The following is a 22,711-nucleotide window of genomic DNA, read 5'->3' on the forward strand; positions in this document are numbered from 1 at the left end:
TCAAAGCTCAAACGCTAGAAAGTAAAAAAGCCCTAGTCTTTCGACTAAAGCCTCAGTAGTTGTCGGTGAAGAGCCATGTTCTGAACATCAGGCGAACCCCACCTTGGGTTCGAATCAAAGCTCAAACGCTAGAAAGTAAAAAAGCCCTAGTCTTTCGACTAAAGCCTCAGTAGTTGTCGGTGAAGAGCCATATTCTGAACATCAGGCGAACCCCATCTTGGTTCGAATCAAAAATCAAACGCAAGAAAGCAAAAAAGCCCTAGTCTTTCGACTAGGGCTTCAATAGTGGTCGGTGAAGAGGGATTCGAACCCCCGACCCTCTGGTCCCAAACCAGATGCGCTACCAAGCTGCGCTATTCACCGACTTGTGTTTTATCTCGATTTTCACCAAGAAAGGAAGCAAGTAAAGCTACCACTCTTTATTAAAGAGAAATAATGGGGTGGCTAACGAGACTTGAACTCGCGACAACCGGAATCACAATCCGGGGCTCTACCAACTGAGCTATAGCCACCATCAAATTTTGTATCAACCGGCTGTTGCCGTTTTGCTCTCGCTAATCGCCAGAACAAATAAAAAGTGGTCGGTGAAGAGGGATTCGAACCCCCGACCCTCTGGTCCCAAACCAGATGCGCTACCAAGCTGCGCTATTCACCGACTTATGTTTTATCTCGACTTTCATCAAGAAAGGGAGCAAAGCTACCTGAATAAATGGGGTGGCTAACGAGACTTGAACTCGCGACAACCGGAATCACAATCCGGGGCTCTACCAACTGAGCTATAGCCACCACTGTAGTTTTACCGATATTATCCTCCGAGGCGAAAATGGCGCGCCCGAAAGGATTCGAACCTTCGACCTTTGGCTCCGGAGGCCAACGCTCTATCCAGCTGAGCTACGGGCGCATGCCCTATCGGCGGAGTGGAATAATACGTATATCACACTATGGCGTCTAGTACTTTTTCAACTTTTTTTATCGTTTGACGCCTTTTTGGGCAATTAAAGTGTGACAAAGACCTATTTCATGAGTGATAACCCCCTTGATGGTCTTAACTTGTTGTTTATTGCAACAAGTTATCAGGATATAATCACCCAATATTTACATTGATTTAACAGCTTTTTGCGCTATAAATCGATTTAACACCTCTAATAATTAGGTAAGCATCGACTTACCGTCAGGAATGTAAAGTGAGTTTAATGGATATGTCTCGAAAAATCGTAACCGCTTTTGTCGCTGCACTAACCTTTTCTAGCGCCTCTTTTGCAGCGAGTGTGAGCCAAGAAGAATATGATGCTATTGCTGAACGCATAAAGCCTGTCGGTGATGTTTACCTAGCCGGTTCAGAGCCTGTTGTCGCTGAGCCTACTGGTCCTCGTGATGGTGCATCAGTTTATGGCACTTTCTGTGTCGCTTGTCATGCTTCTGGCGTCAGTGGCGCACCGAAAACGGGTGATGCAACAGATTGGGCACCACGTATCGCAAAAGGTAAAGATGTACTCGCCGATCACGCGATCAATGGTTTCAATGCCATGCCAGCCAAAGGCTCATGTATGGATTGTTCAGACGATGAAATCATCGCCGCTATCGAGCACATGATTAAAGATCTGTAATTATCTCTGCTTATATAAAGAGGGCTTGGTCAACACCAAGCCCTCTTTAGTTATATCATTAAACGCCCATCTTGCATCTTCCAAAGCTCACAAGACGCACTCAGCCCTTTCGGCTGATGTGCCACTTCAACCACCAACTTATCTTTCCAACGATGAGTCAACCGCTGACGAATGGTAGCCTCTGTCGTTTTATCTAGTGCACTGAATGCTTCATCCAACAGATAAATGGGGGTATCACGCAAGATCGCTCTTGCCAAGGCAATTCGCTGTGCTTCTCCACCACTTACTCTTGCTCCATTGAGCCCTAGTTCGGTATCTAATCCGTTTGCCAGTAAATGAAACATCGGCTCAAGGCAGACAAGCTGTAACACTTCCAACAACATAGCATCGCTGTAGCGTTGCCCCAATGACAAGTTATGTCGCAGGCTAGCTGGGAAAATGATCGTCTGTTGAGGGACATAACTGATTTGCTGCCAAAGCTCTACTCGGCTTAGTTCTGTCATAGGGTGACCTTTTAGCGTTACCGGTGAGTCTTGGCAGACGTATACCCCTGCTAAATAACGCAGCAATGAGGTTTTTCCACTGCCACTTTCTCCCTGGATCACCATATGGCGGGATGATGATAGCGTCAGTGACAGATCCTTAAATAACCAATGGCTGCTATTCGGGTAGCGATGAGAAAGAGATGACACTGCAATTAATGGGCTGTCATCAGCTGGTATAAAATCACTTTTTATCGGATTTACATCATCACTCACCATTGGTTGCAGCATCGCTAACACACGACGGCACGCCGGAAAGGTTTGTGGTAAGTCTTCAAAGGTACGGGTCAATGCCAATACAGGGCCAAACGCCCCGGCATACAAACAGAGAACCGGTAGAGCCGTGAGCGTTGTTGAACCTTCTTGCCACCAAGCAACCACCAATAAACCAACGAAACCTAAACCGATAACACCGTCCGTCATCGCATCTTTGATGCCATTGCGACGTGCTAGCGCACTGTGCGACTGTTGTAACGCAGCACCTTGTTTAGCAACCTGCTGTTTAAAGAATGGCATTGCTTGCCAGTTCTGTATTTCATTAATGCCAGTCACGACATCCGTTAACGTGACATTTAACTGACCGAATTGCTGACGGATATTTTGCCCCAGTTCTCCATAGCGGAGCAGATGGTATGTCGGGATCGCCGCTCCAACTAAAGCAAGCAGACTCAATAGGCTAACAGCAGCCATCGTGCCCCCAAGCTGATAACCATAGAGTGTGACCATCAATGACACCAACACGGCAGACAAAACAGGCACGATGGTGTGCGCATAAAATACTTCGATTCGCTCTATATCTGACACCACGCGCGCAGTGAGCTCTCCTGTCGACAACGCATGAATGTTGTCTGGAGCTTGCTGCTCAAGTTGCCAGTAAATACGGTTACGCAAATCCTCCTGAATTCGAAATGCCGCATTATGTCCAGACAACTGTTCTGCGTAGCGGCAAAATGCTTTGCCAATACCAATCCATAAAAGTGGCCAAAGCAGCTGTTCCCATATAGCGCTCGCCTCCCCTGTAAACAACGCCTGAGCATAGTGGCCTGCCACCACGAGAATAGCGATAGTCCCAAGCTGATTCATGACGCGGCATAGTAATGAGATCATCAATGGCCAGAGGTGTGGCCGAGCAAGGTTGAGTAGCGTGCGGATCATCATACTCGGACCTCCGTTAGTTTTGTTTGACTTTGCCAGTCGCGTACATCAATAACGCGATCGGCACGCTCGATCACCGCAGGCGAATGACTGATCACCAGCAAGCCAGTAGTTTGCTTAAGTTGGTGTAATGTATCCAAGACTTGCTGCTCGGTGTGTTCATCCAATTGGCGGGTTGGCTCATCGAGTAACATCAGCGCATGCCCTGATAGCCAAGCACGACATAGCCCCAGCCGCGCAGCTTGCCCACCCGAAATATGTTGCCCACCTTCGCCCGGCTGACTTTGCAATGCATTCGGTTGCGATAACCAGTCCTCCAATCCACATTTCCTCAATGCGGTTTGGATATCTTGCTGCGAAGCATCAGGCGCCGCTAACTGACAGTTATCCGCCAAGCTACCATTAAAGACGTACGGCATTTGTTGCAGGTAGCCCATAGATTGATGGGTAATGATGCCACTGTCTGGTTGCAGTTGGCCGCGGATCAACTTGAACAGTGTCGACTTGCCGCACCCACTTGGCCCCCTTAATACCACCAGCTCACCCTGATAAACGGTCAATTCAAGCTTATGAAATAATTTGGGTTGCTTGGAGTAGCCAAAGCTGAGCCCATGAATGTCCAACACAACATTAGGACTATGAGGCAACAAACGGCAATCTTCATTATTTGCCATAGAGAGTACTGCTTGAACATCAGTCTGAACTTCTCGACCTAGCGCGCCGGCAAAGAAAAATGCCCCCATTAAGGACAGCGGACGAATCAATTCAACACTGGCTAAAATGATAAATGCAGCAGAAGGAGCGTCAATGACACCCGATTGATACCGGCTGATCGCCAACAAGGAAGCGGCAATGATTGTGCCCAGCGAGAACAACAAATCCACCAGTAAAATCACCAGTTGGTTGGTTTTGAGAAGCGACATGGTCGAACGGCGTAATTGCTCTCCATGTGACTCAATTTCCCTGCCCCAACGTTTAGAATATTGATATAGCTTGAGCACAGGTAAGCCATGCAAGCTTTGAGTAAAGAGTTCCGTCAATAAAGCCAAGTTGTGCTTATAGGTGGCGCTAACAGCAGCGAAGCGCTTAAACACCAGCATCAATATCGCCGGAATAAGTGGGATCATCAGCAATAACACTAACCCAGAAAATGGGTCGATAAATGCAATAAACACACACACCAGTAACGGCCCAAGTAGGCCGATAAAAAACTGTGGTACAAACAAACCCCAATATAAATCGAGTACTTCGACACCTTCACCCAACAGATAGCTGAGTTTGCCTCGCAGCTCTGGGGTCATTTGGTTCGGTTTAAGCTGAGCCAATTTATCCAAAAGCTCGGCTCGGAGGCTTCGTTTCACTTCAGATGCCGTATGCGAACCGAGATAGCGATGGCCAATGATGATCAAAAAACGGCCTGCCAGTAACACAACTGCCGCCAGAATCACCCACCCCGCCATGCTTTGAAAGTCATCAGCAAATACACGGCTCACCAACCAGTATTGACCCACTAGACCCAAAATAACCAAGATACCACTGGCAACCGTACCCAATAACCAGCGCTTGGCGGTTTGGGGAATTGGCCCAATCATGATGCGCCCTCACTCTGGGCAGAGCGCGTTTTGTAACGCCATATCACATACGTTTCTATCACCGCAATGACAATCAAGGTCACTTGGGCGGAAGGGCGTTCATCCAATAACCAGATCACCGTCGCCAATATCGAGCCCCACACAATCAAGAGCACTCGGATTTTTTCTGAAATAGTCAGGCCACGGTTGTCTTTAATATTCTGCAATGTTGGCCCCAATAAGCGACTCCTCAGTAACCACGCCTGAAAACGTGGTGAACTGACACTAAAGCAATACAGGGCCAGCAATGCAAAAGGGACGGTCGGTAGTAACGGGACGAATACTCCGATCATACCTAATCCGGTCGCGCTGACTCCGATAGTTAAAAAGGCATATCTTTTAATCATGTTCCAATTCATTCTGTTCATTATGTATCGTCATGAAGGCTGGCTCAGACTGCGCCTTAGTGGTGATCACTTAGCGCTATTGTTATAAAAAAGGTGTGAAGTTTCCTTCACACCTATCGGTTAAGCAGGTTCGGCCTGTTCTTCTTCGGTATGGCCTTCAGTTTGATGAACTGCATGCTGTAACTGTTCATCAAGCTGGAAGGCTTGGCCAAAGCCTTTAACGTAATTGCCTGATTTCGGCACAAAACGATAAAAAGTAAAATCTTTCATACCACACAGCTGATCCACAATTTCACCGAAGGTGTCACGCATTTCCTGCTTCAACGGCATGGCACTTTGAGAGTGTTTATCAACCACAATGACATCGCAATCGATGATCAGGCGTTCTCGCGCAAACAGATGACGGGCTTGTTCTTCTGGTTCAACCAACATCAATGAAGCCTTGGGTATTTGCTGAAGGTTACGTGCATGCTTTGAGACCGTACTCAGTAGCATTACAAAGTCATTTCCGTGTCGAATAAATGGGCCATAGCTAGCGAGGGGGGTTCCAGATGCATCGACCGTTCCTAGTTGAGCGGTAGAAAATTGAGTAACGAACGCCTGAATACGAGCAGGTAAACGCTCTAGCTGCTCTTTGCGATAAGGCATAACCATTTCCTTGTATGGTGATATTCCACCAACCTTTTATGAGTTGGTGATAACTTGTCGTGAGACCATTGAAGCGCTGTACTGCTCTCTTAGGCACAATACAGCGAGAATCCTCTATTGAGTGCGTCTTGCACCGACGCATACGATTGCGACTCACCATCAGTCCTGAACATAGCAGGTACACAAAGCCCGCTCACATGAGTGAGTTCTTGAGGTGGATGTTTTAAGTGAGTCAGTACTATAAATAGTGAAGAGTTGTTAATGACGCCCCGGAAATCGCAATCGCATAAGGCACCGTCTTAACCGATTTCTGTGCGATCCAGCCTCGGTGAGCAAAGTGGTTGTGCACTAAGCACAGCACGCTCAGCACACCGCCGAATAATGCGGTTTGGAGCAATAGTTCGCCCCATTGCTCCGCAGCACCATAAGCACAAAGCGCTAATAGTTTGCTGTCTGCTGCGCCTAACCACCGGTAATGCAATGCCACCACACCAAAACCAAGTATCACAGCACTAATGAGTGCGCCGACGACATTAAATGGGGTGGTCATAACGATTGGGATCAACAGAGCAAACAGCAGCCGATGGGAAACGTGGCGGTGACGAAGATCGCTTAGTGCAATAGCGGCCAAAACAGCCATTGTCATCAGTTGCAATGCCAACAGTAACCATCCAGTCAACATGAGCTCTGCTCCGGATATTTTGCGGCGATGATGACCCAAACTGCGTCATTCATGCGATGACAACCATTAATAAATACTCATAACCATATAGTAATGAGAATTATTATTAATATTATTTATAAAATCAATACTAACCAGCGCTTTTTGTTACAGATATTTATGGAACGACAGCCACTAAATGATCGCGTTGACGGCCCTCTTTCACTAAGGCAATCACCTCATTTACATAACCATCAGCCAATAAAAAACCGGCTAACGCCGGTTTCTTTTTACTTCTTAAACATCGATCGTAAGTTGGCAATGTGTGCCTGCCCTTTTGCCATGCGCTCTTCTTGAGTCACAGGCTTTTTCACCTGCTCCCACTCCACATCATCGTAAGGTAGCTCATCGAGGAAACGGCTTTGGGTGGGCTTAATCAATTCACCAAATTGACGGCGCTCTTTACACATCACAAAGGTCAGCTCACGCTGTGCTCGGGTGATCCCCACGTACATTAAGCGGCGCTCTTCCTCAACGTTATCTTCATCAATGCTGGTTTGATGCGGTAAAATCCCCTCTTCAGTGCCAATCAGATAAACGTAAGGAAATTCGAGACCTTTTGATGCGTGTAACGTCATTAGCTGCACCGCATCGCTATCGTCATCTTCTTCACCACGTTCCATCATGTCACGTAAGGTTAACCGTTGAACCACTTCCTTCAGCGTTTTTTCTTCCTGATCGTAATTGTCGCCTTCTAAATCCGACACGATCCAAGAATAGAGATCCGATACGTTTTTCATTCGCATCTCAGCCGCTTTCGGACTGGCAGAGGTCTCATAGAGCCAATCTTCATAATGGATATCACGAACCAATGAACGCACGGCTTCGACTGTATCTCCTCGTTCAGCTTGATCCGCAATCTTAACTAGCCAAGCCGTAAAGCGACGCAAGGTTTCCAAGCCGCGTCCGGTAAGATGCTGCTCTAAACCCATTTCAAAACTGGCTTCAAACAGGCTTTTACCACGCATATTGGCATAGCTGCCCAGCTTTTCTAATGTCACGGGACCAATTTCACGACGTGGCGTGTTCACGATTCGCAAAAATGCATTGTCATCATCTGGGTTCACTAAAACGCGCAGGTACGCCATGATGTCTTTAATTTCTGCACGTGCGAAGAATGAAGTGCCCCCCGATAATTTATACGGCACCCGGTTTTGCATCAGTGACTTTTCAATCAAGCGCGATTGATGGTTACCACGATACAAAATCGCATAGTCTTTGTAGTCAGTACGGTTAAGGAATTTATGCGCGATCAATTCACCAGTAACACGTTCAGCTTCATGATCTTCATTCTTCGCCATTAAGACCTTGAGTTTTTCACCATCTGGGATCTCAGAGAACAGGGATTTCTCATACACGTGCGGGTTATTGGCGATCAAGATATTAGCAGCACGCAGAATTCGACTCGTCGAACGGTAGTTTTGCTCCAGCTTAATCAGACGCAGGTTTGGGTAGTCTTCCCCCAACAGCACCAAGTTTTGTGGTTTTGCCCCGCGCCATGAATAAATAGACTGATCATCATCCCCAACCACCGTCAGGCGACCACGCTCACCCACAATTAATTTCACCAGTTCATACTGGCTGGTGTTGGTGTCTTGGTATTCATCGACTAATAAATAGCGGATGCGGTTTTGCCAACGTTGACGCACCTCTTCATTGCTGCGCAATAGCGATACAGGTAATGCGATCAAATCATCAAAATCGAGCGCGTTATATGCTTTCATCTGCTTTTGATACATCTCAAAACAGAAAGCAAACAGCTGTTGCTGTTCCCCTTGAGCGTGGGCTTTTGCCTGCTCTGGCGTCAACATGTCATTTTTCCAGTTTGAAATGGTACTCAGTAACTGGCGCAATAAATCTTTGTCACCATCAAGCTGTTTTTCAGTCAGCTCTTTCAGTAACGCTAACTGATCTTGATCGTCAAACAGCGAAAAACCCGCCTTTAAACCCAGCGCTTTATACTCACGCTTAATCATGTTGAGGCCCAAGGTATGAAAGGTAGAAACCATCAAGCCCTTGGATTCATTCTTACCTAAAGTCTGACCAACACGCTCTTTCATTTCACGAGCTGCTTTATTGGTAAAGGTCACCGCCGCGATGTTACGTGCCTTGTAATTACACTGCTGAACCAGATAAGCGATTTTGTTGGTAATGACACGGGTTTTACCTGATCCGGCCCCAGCCAATACTAGGCATGGACCAGATACATATTTCACCGCATCATCTTGTCTTGGGTTCAGCTTCATTGCGCTCTCGGAACTGGAAAATAAGATGGCGCCTATCATAATCCTGCAACAGCCTGAATGCTACGTTCACATTGACAAGAATTTACACAAATTTGCGTATAAGACAGTTGCATATATGGGTAGAGTTTGAGCTATAATGAATGAACGTTCATTCATTGGTGGCGCGATTATGTCCAATAACAGCCAGATGGATAAGCACGAGCAAATCCTCTCAGCAGCGGAAAAACTGATTGCAGAACAAGGCTTTCAAGGCCTTTCTATGCAAAAGTTAGCCGCTGAAGCGGGGGTCGCTGCCGGCACTATCTATCGCTATTTTTCCGATAAAGAGCATCTCCTTGATGAAGTACGTCTGCATGTTGCACGTCGTGTTGCGACAGCAGTGCAAAGCGGTGTGACCGAAGATATGCCCCTCAAAGAGCGTTATCGCACGATGTGGCTTAATATTTGGAATCTCGCTAGCTCAAATCTCGCAACCATCAGCAATCGTGTTCAATATGAGTCTTTGCCTTATACCGACTGTTGTAAAGCAAAGGAACTTGAACGCGATATGTTTGCCCAAGTAGATCTGCTCTTTAACCAAGGCAAAGAGCAAGGCTTGTTCAAACCACTTGCGAATGAGGTCCTATCTGGATTGAGTTTTGAAGCAAGTGTCGCTTTAGCACGTAAACATGCATTGGGATTTTATCAGCTGGATGCTGCTGCGCTGGACGCTGCAATTGAAGCCAGTTGGGATGCAATTATTCAACATTAATACTTGGAGTTCTGATCAGAATGAAAAAGTGGACTTTCTTTATGTTACTTATCGCCGTGCTGCTGTTTGGCAGTGTGATAGGTTTCAATCTCTTCAAACAGCAAAAAATTGCTGAGTATATGGCTAATCGTCCAGAGCCAGAGTTCCCTGTTACGGTCACAGAAGTTAAGCCCGTAGACTGGGTGCCTGTTATCGAAGCGATCGGTTTTATCGAACCTAACCAAGGCGTCACAATTGCCAATGAAACCAGTGGTGTCATTGACGAGATTGCTTTTGAGTCAGGTACACAAGTGAAAGAAGGCCAACCTCTAGTGATGCTCGACTCTCAAGTAGAGAAAGCAAACCTAAAGAGTGCAAAAGCGAAGTTGCCGGCAGCCGAAGCCAAATACAAACGCTACAAAGGCCTGTTCAAAAAAGGCTCTATTTCAAAAGAAGCGTATGATGAAGCAGAAGCGAACTACTTCTCCCTCAAAGCCGACATTGAAAGTTTGAACGCATCTATTGACCGCCGTGAAATTAAAGCACCTTTCTCTGGTGTCATTGGTATTCGTAATGTTTACCTAGGTCAGTACCTACAAGCAGGTAGCGATATCGTTCGCCTAGAAGACACCAGTGTTATGCGCCTACGCTTCACCGTGCCTCAAAACGACATCTCACGCATTAGCCTTGGCCAGTCCGTTGATATCTTTGTTGATGCCTACCCACAAAGCCCATTTAAAGGCTCAATTGCCGCGATTGAACCTGCGGTTAACGTACAAAGTGGTTTGATTCAAGTTCAAGCAGACATTCCAAATAGTGACGGCAAGCTGCGCAGTGGTATGTTCGCGCGTGCAAACATCATTCTGCCTAAGCTGGAAAATCAGGTCACTCTGCCACAAACGGCAATCACCTTTACGCTATACGGCGACAATGTATACATCATCTCTGAAGAAGATGGCGTGCAGCGCGTTAAGCAGCAAGTGGTGAAAGTTGGCGAGCGTGCCAAAGACATTGCACACATCCTTGATGGTGTGAAAGTCGGCGATCAAGTGGTCACCACTGGTCAGGTTCGCTTGAGTAACCACGCTAAGGTTCGCATTGTCGAAAGTGATGCGACTACCCCACCAGCTGAAACACCAATGCTGTAATTGGAGGCATCATGCGCTTTACTGATGTTTTTATAAAACGTCCAGTTTTAGCGGTATCGATCAGCTTTTTGATCGCTTTGCTTGGTTTACAAGCGGTGTTCAAAATGCAGGTTCGTGAATACCCTGAAATGACAAATACCGTCGTGACGGTGACAACCAGTTACTACGGTGCCAGTGCCGACCTTATCCAAGGCTTTATTACTCAGCCATTGGAGCAGGCCGTTGCGCAGGCAGACAATATTGACTACATGACTTCCCAGTCGGTGTTGGGTAAATCCACCATCACGGTGAACATGAAGCTCAATACCGATCCGAATGCGGCACTGTCTGACATTCTGGCAAAAACCAACTCGGTACGCTCTCAACTTCCTAAAGAAGCAGAGGACCCAACCGTAACCATGTCGACCGGTGCAACCACCGCGGTACTGTACATTGGTTTTACCAGCGATGAGTTATCTTCAAGTCAGATCACCGATTACCTTGAACGTGTAATTAACCCACAGCTATTCACCATCAATGGTGTTTCTAAAGTGGACTTATACGGTGGTATGAAATACGCACTTCGCGTTTGGCTAGACCCTGCGAAAATGGGAGCACTCAAACTGACGGCAACAGATGTCATGGGTGTGTTGAATGCCAACAACTACCAGTCAGCAACAGGTCAGGTTACTGGTGAGTTCGTGCTCTACAACGGCAGCGCAGATACTCAAGTATCCAACGTGGATGAGCTGAAAAATCTGGTTGTAAAATCAGGTGAAGGCGAAGTGATCCGCTTGGGTGATATCGCCAAAGTGACGCTAGAGAAGAGCCACGATGTTTACCGTGCCAGTGCGAATGGACAAGAAGCAGTTGTTGCTGCCATTAACGCGGCACCAAGTGCCAACCCAATTAACATCGCTGCGGATGTGCTGGATCTGCTCCCTCAATTAGAGCGAAACCTTCCAAGCAACATCAAGATGAACGTGATGTACGACTCAACCATTGCAATCAACGAGTCGATTCACGAAGTTATCAAAACCATCATTGAAGCGGCAGTGATCGTATTGGTGGTGATCACGCTATTCCTTGGTTCATTCCGAGCAGTCGTGATCCCAATTGTTACCATTCCACTCTCACTGATTGGTGTGGCGATGGTGATGCAAGGGATGGGATTCTCTTGGAACCTGATGACACTCCTTGCAATGGTTCTGGCTATCGGCTTGGTAGTGGATGATGCCATCGTGGTATTGGAAAACGTGGACCGTCATTTGAAAGAAGGCGAATCACCATTCCGCGCTGCGATCATTGGTACACGTGAAATTGCCGTTCCTGTTATCGCAATGACATTAACGCTGGGTGCGGTATATGCGCCAATCGCATTGATGGGTGGTATCACAGGCTCACTGTTCAAAGAGTTTGCCCTAACCCTTGCCGGTGCGGTATTCGTCTCTGGTATCGTGGCATTGACGCTTTCACCAATGATGTGTTCGAAAATGTTGAAGGCGAATGAAAAGCCAAGCAAATTCGAGCAAAAAGTGCATCATGTACTTGAAGGCATGACCAACCGCTACGAAGGTATGCTACGAGCTGTCATGGCTCATCGCCCTGTTGTCATCGCTTTTGCACTGATCGTATTCGCCTCTCTACCTGTACTGTTTAAGTTCATCCCAAGTGAACTGGCACCTTCAGAAGATAAAGGCGTGGTGGTCTTGATGGGTACAGGCCCTTCAAATGCGAACCTTGATTACCTACAAAACACCATGAATGATGTGAACAAGATTCTGTCTGATCAGCCAGAAGTTGAGTTTGCGCAGGTGTTTACTGGTGTGCCTAATTCAAACCAAGCGTTTGGTCTAGCAACCCTCAAGCCGTGGAGTCAACGTGAAGCAAGCCAAGCTGACGTCACTAAACGTGTCGGTGGCTTAGTTTCTGATGTACCAGGCATGGCGGTAACGGCATTCCAGATGCCAGAATTACCAGGCGCGGGTTCTGGTCTACCGATCCAGTTCGTTGTTACCACACCAAACAGCTTTGAAAGCTTGTACACCATCGCAAGCGATATCTTGACCGAAGTGACATCCAGCCCGATGTTCGTCTACTCGGATCTCGATTTGAAATACGACTCTGCGACGATGAAAATCAAGATCGATAAAGACAAAGCGGGTGCTTATGGCGTCACCATGCAAGACATCGGTGTGACATTGGGTACCATGATGGCTGATGGCTACGTTAACCGTATCGACCTTAACGGCCGTTCATACGAAGTGATCCCACAAGTTGAACGTAAGTGGCGTCTAAACCCTGAGTCGATGAAGAACTACTATGTTCGCGCAGCTGATGGTAAAGCCGTTCCTCTGGGCAGCTTGATCACCATTGATGTTGTGGCTGAGCCTCGCTCACTGCCTCACTTCAACCAGCTCAACTCTGCGACTGTCGGTGCCGTTCCTGCACCGGGCACAGCGATGGGTGATGCGATTAACTGGTTTGAGAACATTGCGGAAACCAAACTGCCTACGGGTTACAACCATGACTACATGGGTGAGGCTCGTCAGTTTGTGACTGAAGGTAGTGCGCTATACGCCACATTCGGCCTTGCACTTGCCATCATCTTCTTGGTATTGGCTATTCAGTTTGAATCCATCCGCGATCCAATTGTTATCATGGTTTCAGTACCACTTGCAGTATGTGGTGCCTTGATTGCATTGGCTTGGGGTATGGCAACGATGAACATCTACTCGCAAGTAGGTTTGATCACCCTTGTGGGCCTTATCACCAAGCACGGTATCTTGATCTGTGAAGTTGCTAAAGAAGAGCAGCTCCACAACAAACTATCGCGGATTGATGCGGTAATGGAAGCTGCTAAAGTTCGTCTACGTCCAATCCTAATGACGACAGCGGCGATGATTGCTGGTCTGATCCCACTGATGTACGCAACTGGTGCAGGTGCTGCTCAGCGCTTTAGTATCGGTATTGTTATCGTGGCAGGTCTAGCGATTGGTACCCTATTCACTCTGTTCGTACTGCCAGTGATCTACAGCTACCTTGCTGAGAAACACAAGCCACTACCTGTTTTTGTTGAAGACAAAGATCTGGAAAAGCTAGCACGTGTTGATGAAGCAAAAGCGGCACAGCGCCAAATTGCCGAACAGCAATAATGCGTTAGGACAGCCATAGAACAAAAGGCCACTTCGGTGGCCTTTTTTAATACCGTTAAGATGGCAATGCGTCTCTTTTTTGCTCTTCAAGTAGCGACTTTCCCGTATCAATTACATAGAATGTAGACAAATCGAAAGGAGTTTTAGTCATCATGTTTGACCCAAAGAAACTAGAGCAAATCGCTAAACAAATTCATGACTCAATGCCAGCCCCTGTTAAAGAGCTTGGCGCTGATGTAGACCAAAAAGTTCGTCAGGTAATTCAAGGTCAATTAAACAAATTAGACGTTGTTAGCCGCGAAGAGTTTGATGTGCAAACACAAGTCCTGTTGCGCACTCGCCAAAAGCTGAATGAAATGGAAGCTAAACTGGCAGATCTGGAAACCAAGCTGGCTGACAAATAACAGAGACTTTAATTAATACCAAAGAAAAAGGCTTACCCCATTGGAGTAAGCCTTTTATTTAGATGTTGTGTTTTCTTTTGTATTTATTGACCCCAGTCTGTCTGAGGTTCTTTAATTAACCGCCAACGGCAATTCTTTTCATGTCGCTCATGTATGAGCGTAGCTCTTCGCCGATGTACTCAACTGGGTGGTTACGAATTGTATCGTTCACAGCAATCAGTGTTGCGTTGTCCACTTGGTTAGAAGACTCACCTAAGCCTTTACCAATCACATCTGTTGCAACAGATGGCATGAACTTCTCACGCAGTAGCGGTGTTGCAACGTTCGCAAATAGGTAGTTACCGTATTCGGCCGTGTCAGAGATCACCACGTTCATCTCGTATAGACGCTTACGTGCAATGGTGTTTGCAATCAATGGTAGCTCGTGTAGAGACTCGTAGTAAGCCGACTCATCAATGATGCCCGATGCTGTCATCGCTTCAAATGCCAATTCAACACCAGCACGAACCATCGCAACCATTAGGATACCGTTATCAAAGTACTCTTGCTCAGTGATCTCTGCATTCGTTTCTGGGTAGTTTTCAAATGCCGTCTCACCCGTTTCTGCACGCCAGCCAAGTAGGTTTGCGTCATCGTTCGCCCAGTCAGCCATCATAGTGCTAGAGAAGTGGCCAGTGATGATGTCATCCATGTGCTTGTTGTAAAGCGGACGCATCAGCTCTTTTAGCTCTTCAGAAAGCTCAAACGCTTTAATTTTTGCTGGGTTAGATAGGCGATCCATCATATGAGTGATGCCACCAAACTTCAGTGCTTCAGTGATGGTTTCCCAACCGTATTGCAACAGTTTACCTGCGTAGCCTGGGTCAATACCGTCTGCAACCATCTTCTCGTAACATACGATAGAACCCGCTTGCAGCATGCCACAAAGGATAGTTTGCTCACCCATAAGGTCAGACTTAACCTCAGCAACAAAAGAAGACTCTAGACAGCCAGCACGGTGACCACCTGTACCTGCCGCCCATGCTTTAGCGATATCCCAACCTTCACCTTTTGGATCGTTTTCTGGGTGAACAGCAATCAGAGTCGGAACACCAAAGCCACGTTTGTATTCTTCACGAACTTCTGTACCCGGACACTTAGGTGCAACCATCACAACCGTTAGGTCTTTGCGGATTTGCATGCCTTCTTCAACCACGTTAAAACCGTGCGAGTAACCCAGTGCTGCACCTTCTTTCATTAGCGGCATTACGGTTTCAACCACGTTAGTGTGTTGTTTGTCTGGCGTAAGGTTTACAACTAGGTCAGCTTGAGGAATTAGCGTTTCATAGCTGCCAACTTCAAAACCGTTCTCTTTTGCGTTTTTGTAAGATTGACGCTGCTCGTCGATCGCTGCTTGACGAAGTGCATACGCAACATCCAAACCTGAATCACGCATGTTCAGACCTTGGTTAAGGCCCTGAGCACCACAACCCACGATAACCACTTTCTTACCTTTCAGGTAATCCGCTTCTGTTGCGAATTCACTGCGGTCCATAAAACGACAACGACCCAGTTGGTCTAGTTGCTGACGAAGGTTTAATGTATTGAAATAGTTAGCCATTGTGGGGCGCTCCTTTAAGAATTTTTCCGTTAGGTCGATATGTCACTATCGAATGACTTGATACTAAAACAGACATTCGGTTGCTTAAAGTGATATATTCACAATTACTTATTGCAATTTTTGCAACACGGATATGACCTATTGATGAACATTAAGAGCCTGCAGTTATTCATTCATTTGTGTGAAAGTAAAAGCTTTGCCCGCACCGCATCAACCATGCACATCAGCCCTTCTGCGCTAAGCCGTCAAATCCAAAAACTGGAGGCTGAAACCCATCAGGTTTTGTTTTTACGTGATAACCGCAGCGTAGAGCTAACCCCTGCAGCCAAAAAACTGCTGCCAGTGGCGATGAAAATCCTTGGCGAATGGCAAAACTACAATGCGCTACTTCAAGGTCATGAGCAGGAATTAAAAGGTGAGATCCGATTGTTTTGCTCTGTCACGGCCAGTTATAGCCACCTGCCTGAGCTGCTCTCTGAATTTCGACTTCAACATCCTTATATTGAGTTTAAGCTGTCAACGGGAGACCCCGCACAAGCCATAGAAAAAGTGCTGTCCGACCAAGCAGACATCGCTATCTCAGCCTTGCCCGATCAGCTGCCCGCTCGAATTGAATTTGAAACCATCAGTGAAATCCCACTTTCGGTCATCGCCCCCAGTGGTATCAGCAACTTTGCCGAACAACTGCATGCAGAACAACCTAACTGGAGTACCATTCCTTTTATCGTCCCTGAAGCGGGTACGGCAAGAGAACGCGCCAATACCTGGTTTAAAACCATGAAAATCAAACCCAATATATACGCACAAGTCTCTGGTCATGAGGCGATCGTCAGTATGGTAGCTCTTGGCTGCGGAGTCGGTATTGCGCCAGATGTGGTGATCAATAACAGTCCAGTCAGAGATAAAATTGAACGACTCAAAGTTGCCTCCATTGAACCATTTAAGCTGGGGGTATGCTGCAAACGCTCACAACTGGATAACCCACTCATTCGAGCGCTATGGCAAGTTGCCCAAAGTAAGTTTATCGCGCCATAAGTGACCCAAAATATAAAAAAAGCCATGCGATGCGTGGCTTTTTTAAGTTGGAAAATTGGGCTTAAATCACTCGAGAAAATTGTTGCTGGCGTGCTTTGTCTCGCAGGTACTTATCAAAGCACATACAGATATTGCGGATCAGCAAGCGCCCGCGCAGAGTGACACGAATTTCACTCTCATCCACTTCAACCAGTTGGTCATTGATAAAAGTTTGCAGTAATTCCAAGTCTTGCTTGAAGTAGTGGTTAAACTCGACCTTAAATTCGCGTTCAATCTGAGTTTTATCCAGTTTAAAATTACAAATCAACTGCTTGATCACTTCACGTCGAAGTAAGTCATCACTATCGAGTGATACCCCTTTCCATAAAGCGTGACGTTGCTCATTCACCTGAGCATAGTACTTTTTCAACTCTTTTTGGTTTTGTGCATAAGCATCACCAATCATCGAAATCGCCGACACACCGAATCCAACCAAGTCACATTCACCTTGCGTCGTATAACCTTGGAAATTTCGGTGCAAAATGCCACTGCGCTGAGCAATGGCAAGCTCATCATCTGGCTGAGCAAAATGGTCCATACCGATGAACTGGTAGCCCGCATCCGTCAATGTCGCAATGGTGTATTGTAGGATCGCCATTTTCTCTTCAGCGATAGGCAAATCTTCGTCTTTAATCTTACGCTGCGCTGCAAAAAGCTGAGGCATATGCGCGTAGTTAAAGACAGATAAGCGACCCGGTTGCATCTTCAAAACCTGATCTAAGGTTTCAGCAAATGAAGCTTTGGTCTGTTTTGGCAAGCCGTAAATCAAATCAAGGTTAGTCGAGCGGAACCCCAGCTCTTTAGCGCGAGCCACCATCGCAATAATGAAATCTTCATCTTGCTCACGGTTAACCAACTGCTGCACTTCTTTATTAAAGTCCTGAACACCAATACTCAGACGGTTAAAGCCCTCACCACGCAGGTGATCCAGCATGTCCAGTTCGATTTCACGTGGGTCCACTTCAATGCTGATCTCAGCGGTCTCTTCAAAAAAGAATTCGCCACGCAGTATCGCCATAATGCGGCTGATCTGCTCTTCAGATAAGAAGGTAGGCGTGCCACCACCAAAATGCAGTTGGGTCACACGACGCCCTTGCAGCAAAGCGGCTCGTGTGCGGATTTCTTGTTCTAAAACATCAAGGTACTCGTCTGCTTTATGTGCATGACGGGTAATGACTTTATTACAACCACAGTAGTAACAAAGCTTATGACAGAACGGGATATGAATATAAAGAGACAGTGGGCGCTCTGGATATGACGTGCAAGCCATATCGTAATCGGCAACCGTGAACGCTTCATGGAACTCCACCGCTGTCGGGTATGAGGTGTAGCGAGGACCAGAGTAGTTGTACTTATCAAGCATGGCTTGATCCCATACGATTTGCTGACTAGCGACGACTTGCTGCGACATGGTACTTTTCCGTTTACGACTGATTAAGTTCAATACTAATTATGAACGGCTATTTTGCCACACCGTGTCTGTACACGTCGGCATGGAAAAAGCTTTTTAAGTATAAATGTTCAGAACTGATAACTCGATCACTGGCATCAAATACCAGTGATCAAGCTGAATTAAAGCATTTGGATGTTGATCTGATTGTTCAGAGGCTGAACTTGCTGCTTTAATTGCTGAAGTTCTTCAATGATGGCCTCTTGCAGACGAGACTCTGCTTTATGACGAGTTAAGTTTTGTTGCATGCGCTCTTTCTTGGCTAATGCTTGGCGCTCATCGCCTCGCTCCATATCTTTTACGATATGGTACAGCTCAGAAATAGCCGGATATTGCTTATCAAAATCAACGCGCTCTTCACCTTGAACATAATCCATGATGCAGTAAACACGAATGCTGATTTCTGATAAGTCACATTGCCCTTGAATACCGGCCAGACACAACACTTGAACATTCTCAAAAATGTTGGCATTGCGCTTGTCGATTGCCAGCTTTTGGTGCTGCAACTGCAATTCCTTTTGCTTCTTAAGCTGGAGCAGAAGGTAACCTGCATACGATGCCAAGCCAATAATGATGGCTCCACCAGCAATGGCTAATAAGGTTACATTCATGGCGGCTCGTTACCCTTTAAAATCGTTCAGATCGAGATCTTCAAACTGGGAAAGAAGATCATCATCAGAGGCTATTTTTTTGGCCTTAGCTTTTGGCGCCTCAACCACGTCACCCTCTTCCAGCTCTTCTTCTGGCTCTTCATAGATACCCAGCTGTTTCATCAACACTTCAATGCGATTGAGTTTCTCATCAACGTATTTTTGTAAGCCAGAACCTAAGCTTTCACCGTTATCTAAGCGATCAAGCAACACGTTCAACTGAGCGTCATTTTCCAGCATTTCCAGCTCTTTCTCAGCCGATACACGGCGCTCAGCTTTGCTTGGTTTTTTCACTGTCTCAACGATCAGTGGAATTTTCTTTTTGCTGCCCAAGCGCGGATCGCGCTTTTGCTTGGCTTGCAATTCTTTTTGCGCTTTAGCTTCCGAGTTACGGGTACCCGTTTTCAAACCTTTGCGCTTTTTATCTTTCTTCCGTAAACGACCTTCCACATCAGATTGGGTGCGGTTACGTACAACAATCAGGTCACCATTGCCACCTGATCGGTTTTTCTTTGAACGACTCATTACTGGGCCTTCCTCAGTAAAATTACATCTTTACCAATAAATTCAAGCTCGAGCTGATCCCGCTCTGCCAGATATTCAAATGTAGCGCGGCTAAAAAAGACCACGTGAGTTAAGTCATTTTTGTAATGCCAACGAGCAAATGCCTCTACATCTATGACCATTTTGGTCATCAGACCAATCCAGCCACCTGGCTTAACTAAATTTAACCATTGCTGCCACACGATATCAGGTTGATAGAGATGTTCTATCACCTCGGTAGCAGTCATAAAGTCATACGTTGTTTCTAACACACTGGTATCAGGGTGGTAGTAAATATCGTACAACGCGACGTTGTGTCCCTGCTCTTGCAACATCAAAGAGAGTGTTGGCCCAGGACCACAACCAAAATCTAACCCATGAGAGTTGGCTGCAATGCGCTGAATCAGCGGATCAGCAATCCGGGACAGAAAACGGCGATAGCCTAGGTCACTGGGATCATTTTCATGCAGATCATAGTGCGCTTTTTCCGCCTTTGCATCTAACCGTTGACTTGGATTGACGAACACCAGTTCACAACACTGACACTGAAGATACTCACGATGTTTATCTTCAAAATAGAACTGCGACTCCTGCGCTCGACATAAAGGGCATGTATGCATACAGACATCCTCAAACAGGGATGCGAAACATACCAGAAACTGACCTTAGAGTGGAGCACTATTGTGCAATTAATCATCGATTCATGAAAAAATTCGTAAACCGGAAGGAATTTCGTGGAGAAGATAGCAAGGAGACAGTAATTGATGGCAGCAGAGCACTGGTTCTAGAGGGATGAACCAATAAAAAAAGCGATGGGAAATCCCCATCGCTTTCTAAATGCCTTTATCAGGCGAAACTGTGTTGTACACACATGTGTACCCCAATAATCCTTTTGTTTTTCAAGCTTTCCCTGCCAAAAAGGTGTCGTTTTCCATCGTCCTGATGAATTTTGGCTTTCCTAATGACGTCCTGTTTACTGGGCTAATCCTTAGCCTGCTCCATTACGCTGTCTAAACCATCAGACAATGTGACCATCCGTATCGGGTTCGCATCCTGCTAACCAAACCTCCATGCGTTCCACATTCAAGCATCCTTTGCTTGCATCCTTGGAAGCCACCTTGGCCTGCTATTCCTTGTTCAGCTCCTTGCCGATGTGTTCACTTTACCGCTTCAGCACTGACAAACAACCTATCGAGCAAATAATTTGTGTTTATTTTATCAACAGCAAACGCATTTCCATTCATTTCAAATAGTTACTTCTTTCTGTACGGAAAGTTTATTGCGAACGAATGGGCGATCTCTTACAAAGTGAATAGACAGTTAGACCCATTCAATGAATTTTTAAGTGTGACTTTGACCGCAAAGTACCATTAGGTTTTGCTTAAAAAGAAAAAGCCTCGGTGAAATACCGAGGCTTTTTCAATACAACATTGCTCGAACGAATAAGAAAACTTAGTGCAGGCCACCAACGTATTTCGACAGTGTTTCAATATCGTCGTCGGTCAGTTTCTTCGCGATATCACGCATCATTGCATTCATATCATTGTTACGAGAACCATCACGGAATTTGAGTAGCTGAGCTTTGATGTAGTCAGCATGCTGACCAGAAATTTTCGGGAAACCTGAGAGCTCAGTACCATCACCACGTGGGCCATGACACGCGATACATGCTGTCAGACCACGTTCCATATCACCAGCGCTGTACAGCACTTTACCTCGTTCAACCACATTTTCAGGTGTGGTGTTATGCGCAAGAGGCAAAGATGCGTAATACGCTGCCAGATCCGCCATGTCCTCTTCTGACAGTGGCATAGCCATACCACTCATCACAGGATCATAACGACCTTGTTTACCGCCACTGGTCATCCCTAATTTCAGATCTTTCAGCTGCTTCTCAATATATTTAGCATGCTGACCAGCTAAACTAGGATACATAGCGAGTTGACTGTTGCCGTCAGCACCATGGCAGGCAACACACGTTTGGGATTTTGCTTTACCAGCTTCAATACTGCCTTGGGCCCATACAGAGCAGCTGGCTAATAGTGTAAAGATTAGCGCTAATTTCTTCATGACATTCCATTATAATTATCAAGCTTCCGGTACCACTCTGCGTTGCCACTCATGGTACAATAGGCGACCTTATGCCGAGCACGGTTATTTTACACAATTTCACAAAAAAGTAATCAATCGACTACACAAAGTCGAGATGGAGTTAACAGTGAGCGTAAAAATTCATTATCAAAACACTCATTTCATCACTAGTGCACCTGATATTCGTCACTTGCCAGAGGATGAAGGTATCGAAGTTGCGTTCGCGGGACGCTCCAATGCGGGTAAGTCTAGCTCTCTTAACCGACTGACGAACCAAAAGAGCTTAGCAAAGACATCCAAGACACCCGGCCGAACTCAGCTTATTAACCTGTTTAAAGTGACAGAAGGCTGCCATATCGTCGATCTTCCTGGATATGGCTTCGCACAAGTGCCACTAGAAATGAAGAAAAAATGGCAAAAATCTCTCGGTGAATACCTGCAAAAGCGCCAATGCCTAAAGGGGTTGGTGGTCCTAATGGATATTCGCCATCCAATGAAGGATCTCGACCAGCAGCTGATTTACTGGGCCGTCGATAGTGGTATTCCCGTTCAAGTCTTGCTCACCAAAGCGGATAAGCTAAAAAGTGGCGCTCGCAAAGCTCAAGTGTTAAAAATTCGTGAATCAGCACTCGCTTTTGGTGGCGATGTTAATGTTGCTGCTTTCTCGTCTTTGAAAGGGCTTGGTGTTGATGTACTGCGCAATAAGCTCGACGAATGGTTCGCTCCAGCACTTGCGATGACGCTTACGGAAGAAATCGTTGAAGAGCAACAAGCTGACGACGAACAAGAGTAAATATCCTGTAATAAATCATCAGCCCTGCCCAGTGCAGGGCTTTTTTGTCTCTCACATATAAAATTTCTAGGCGGGGAAACGGGAGAGAAATAGGAGGTAATTATTATTATGTCGATAAGCATTCACCAATGCGCTTTTGTTTGCAACCAGAGCCACACGACAATACAACCTATCAAACAGACATAGATAACCTTTTA

The 22,711-nt window shown here is 46.2% G+C and carries 19 protein-coding genes and 5 tRNA genes; 7 read left to right on the forward strand and 17 right to left on the reverse strand.

What is annotated here, in order from left to right; translation table 11 throughout:
• Positions 1-286: 286 nt before the first annotated feature.
• From ACQEXU_RS18895 to ACQEXU_RS18915, 5 genes are all read right to left on the reverse strand, one after another.
• A tRNA-Pro gene (locus tag ACQEXU_RS18895) sits at positions 287-363 on the reverse strand.
• Positions 364-436: 73 nt separating this feature from the next.
• A tRNA-His gene (locus tag ACQEXU_RS18900) sits at positions 437-512 on the reverse strand.
• A 66-nt stretch (positions 513-578) separates the two neighbouring features.
• Positions 579-655: transfer RNA gene (locus ACQEXU_RS18905), tRNA-Pro, on the reverse strand.
• Between the two features lie 55 nt (positions 656-710).
• Positions 711-786 (reverse strand) — tRNA-His (locus ACQEXU_RS18910).
• 38 nt (positions 787-824) lie between these two features.
• A tRNA-Arg gene (locus tag ACQEXU_RS18915) sits at positions 825-901 on the reverse strand.
• A gap of 292 nt (positions 902-1,193) precedes the next feature.
• On the opposite strand from ACQEXU_RS18915, the gene ACQEXU_RS18920 reads away from it, so the two are divergent.
• Entirely contained in the window at positions 1,194-1,607 is a 414-nt protein-coding gene (locus ACQEXU_RS18920; protein WP_427011948.1) for a c-type cytochrome, read from the forward strand.
• Between the two features lie 50 nt (positions 1,608-1,657).
• On the opposite strand, the gene ACQEXU_RS18925 is transcribed toward ACQEXU_RS18920, so the two are convergent.
• From ACQEXU_RS18925 to rep, 6 genes are all read right to left on the reverse strand, one after another.
• Positions 1,658-3,307 (reverse strand): amino acid ABC transporter ATP-binding/permease protein, encoded by a 1,650-nt coding sequence (locus tag ACQEXU_RS18925; RefSeq protein WP_427011912.1) that lies wholly within the window; start codon positions 3,305-3,307, stop codon positions 1,658-1,660.
• Positions 3,304-4,896, reverse strand: coding sequence for an ABC transporter ATP-binding protein/permease (locus ACQEXU_RS18930; RefSeq protein WP_427011913.1), 1,593 nt, complete (start codon positions 4,894-4,896; stop codon positions 3,304-3,306). The genes ACQEXU_RS18925 and ACQEXU_RS18930 overlap by 4 nt, the downstream gene beginning before the upstream one ends.
• Positions 4,893-5,282: a YbaN family protein gene (locus tag ACQEXU_RS18935; RefSeq protein ID WP_367987621.1), complete on the reverse strand. Its 390-nt coding sequence runs from the start codon at positions 5,280-5,282 to the stop codon at positions 4,893-4,895. Before ACQEXU_RS18935 ends, ACQEXU_RS18930 begins: the two co-directional genes overlap by 4 nt.
• A gap of 120 nt (positions 5,283-5,402) precedes the next feature.
• Positions 5,403-5,930 (reverse strand): HugZ family protein, encoded by a 528-nt coding sequence (locus tag ACQEXU_RS18940; protein WP_367987622.1) that lies wholly within the window; start codon positions 5,928-5,930, stop codon positions 5,403-5,405.
• A 238-nt stretch (positions 5,931-6,168) separates the two neighbouring features.
• On the reverse strand, positions 6,169-6,612 hold the full coding sequence (locus tag ACQEXU_RS18945; RefSeq protein ID WP_427011914.1) for a prepilin peptidase: 444 nt from the start codon (positions 6,610-6,612) through the stop codon (positions 6,169-6,171).
• Positions 6,613-6,881: 269 nt separating this feature from the next.
• The gene (gene rep, locus ACQEXU_RS18950; RefSeq protein WP_427011915.1) at positions 6,882-8,897 is read right to left on the reverse strand and encodes a DNA helicase Rep; all 2,016 of its coding nucleotides are present in this window, start codon (positions 8,895-8,897) and stop codon (positions 6,882-6,884) included.
• Positions 8,898-9,066: 169 nt separating this feature from the next.
• On the opposite strand from rep, the gene ACQEXU_RS18955 reads away from it, so the two are divergent.
• From ACQEXU_RS18955 to ubiK, 4 genes are all read left to right on the forward strand, one after another.
• On the forward strand, positions 9,067-9,648 hold the full coding sequence (locus ACQEXU_RS18955; RefSeq protein WP_427011949.1) for a TetR/AcrR family transcriptional regulator: 582 nt from the start codon (positions 9,067-9,069) through the stop codon (positions 9,646-9,648).
• Positions 9,649-9,668: 20 nt separating this feature from the next.
• Complete coding sequence (locus ACQEXU_RS18960) at positions 9,669-10,775, forward strand: efflux RND transporter periplasmic adaptor subunit (protein WP_427011916.1); 1,107 nt, start codon at positions 9,669-9,671, stop codon at positions 10,773-10,775.
• Between the two features lie 11 nt (positions 10,776-10,786).
• Positions 10,787-13,909 carry a multidrug efflux RND transporter permease subunit VmeD gene (gene vmeD, locus ACQEXU_RS18965; protein WP_427011917.1) on the forward strand — a complete coding sequence of 1,041 codons (3,123 nt, stop codon included), beginning with the start codon at positions 10,787-10,789 and terminating at the stop codon, positions 13,907-13,909.
• A 152-nt stretch (positions 13,910-14,061) separates the two neighbouring features.
• Positions 14,062-14,313 carry a ubiquinone biosynthesis accessory factor UbiK gene (ubiK, locus tag ACQEXU_RS18970; protein WP_427011918.1) on the forward strand — a complete coding sequence of 84 codons (252 nt, stop codon included), beginning with the start codon at positions 14,062-14,064 and terminating at the stop codon, positions 14,311-14,313.
• Between the two features lie 115 nt (positions 14,314-14,428).
• On the opposite strand, the gene ilvC is transcribed toward ubiK, so the two are convergent.
• Entirely contained in the window at positions 14,429-15,913 is a 1,485-nt protein-coding gene (gene ilvC / locus ACQEXU_RS18975) for a ketol-acid reductoisomerase (RefSeq protein WP_427011919.1), read from the reverse strand.
• A 144-nt stretch (positions 15,914-16,057) separates the two neighbouring features.
• Between ilvC and ilvY the strand changes: the two genes are divergently transcribed.
• A complete protein-coding gene (gene ilvY, locus ACQEXU_RS18980) occupies positions 16,058-16,948 on the forward strand; it encodes an HTH-type transcriptional activator IlvY (RefSeq protein WP_367987629.1) in 891 nt (296 codons plus the stop codon).
• Between the two features lie 61 nt (positions 16,949-17,009).
• On the opposite strand, the gene hemN is transcribed toward ilvY, so the two are convergent.
• The 5 genes from hemN to ACQEXU_RS19005 form a co-directional block, all read right to left on the reverse strand.
• Entirely contained in the window at positions 17,010-18,398 is a 1,389-nt protein-coding gene (hemN, locus tag ACQEXU_RS18985) for an oxygen-independent coproporphyrinogen III oxidase (RefSeq protein ID WP_367987630.1), read from the reverse strand.
• Positions 18,399-18,559: 161 nt separating this feature from the next.
• Positions 18,560-19,048: a DUF2489 domain-containing protein gene (locus ACQEXU_RS18990; protein ID WP_367987631.1), complete on the reverse strand. Its 489-nt coding sequence runs from the start codon at positions 19,046-19,048 to the stop codon at positions 18,560-18,562.
• A 9-nt stretch (positions 19,049-19,057) separates the two neighbouring features.
• Positions 19,058-19,612 (reverse strand): Der GTPase-activating protein YihI, encoded by a 555-nt coding sequence (gene yihI, locus ACQEXU_RS18995; protein WP_427011920.1) that lies wholly within the window; start codon positions 19,610-19,612, stop codon positions 19,058-19,060.
• A complete protein-coding gene (locus ACQEXU_RS19000; protein ID WP_427011921.1) occupies positions 19,612-20,250 on the reverse strand; it encodes a class I SAM-dependent methyltransferase in 639 nt (212 codons plus the stop codon). Before ACQEXU_RS19000 ends, yihI begins: the two co-directional genes overlap by 1 nt.
• Before the next feature lie 832 nt (positions 20,251-21,082).
• Positions 21,083-21,700, reverse strand: a complete 618-nt coding sequence (locus ACQEXU_RS19005) for a c-type cytochrome (protein ID WP_367987634.1) — start codon at positions 21,698-21,700, stop codon at positions 21,083-21,085.
• Between the two features lie 148 nt (positions 21,701-21,848).
• Here ACQEXU_RS19005 and yihA point away from each other — a divergent pair, with 148 nt between their 5' ends.
• Complete coding sequence (yihA, locus tag ACQEXU_RS19010) at positions 21,849-22,514, forward strand: ribosome biogenesis GTP-binding protein YihA/YsxC (protein ID WP_367987635.1); 666 nt, start codon at positions 21,849-21,851, stop codon at positions 22,512-22,514.
• The last annotated feature ends 197 nt before the right edge of the window (positions 22,515-22,711 follow it).

The organism is Vibrio sp. TRT 21S02, from assembly GCF_050113675.1.
Lineage (GTDB): Bacteria > Pseudomonadota > Gammaproteobacteria > Enterobacterales > Vibrionaceae > Vibrio.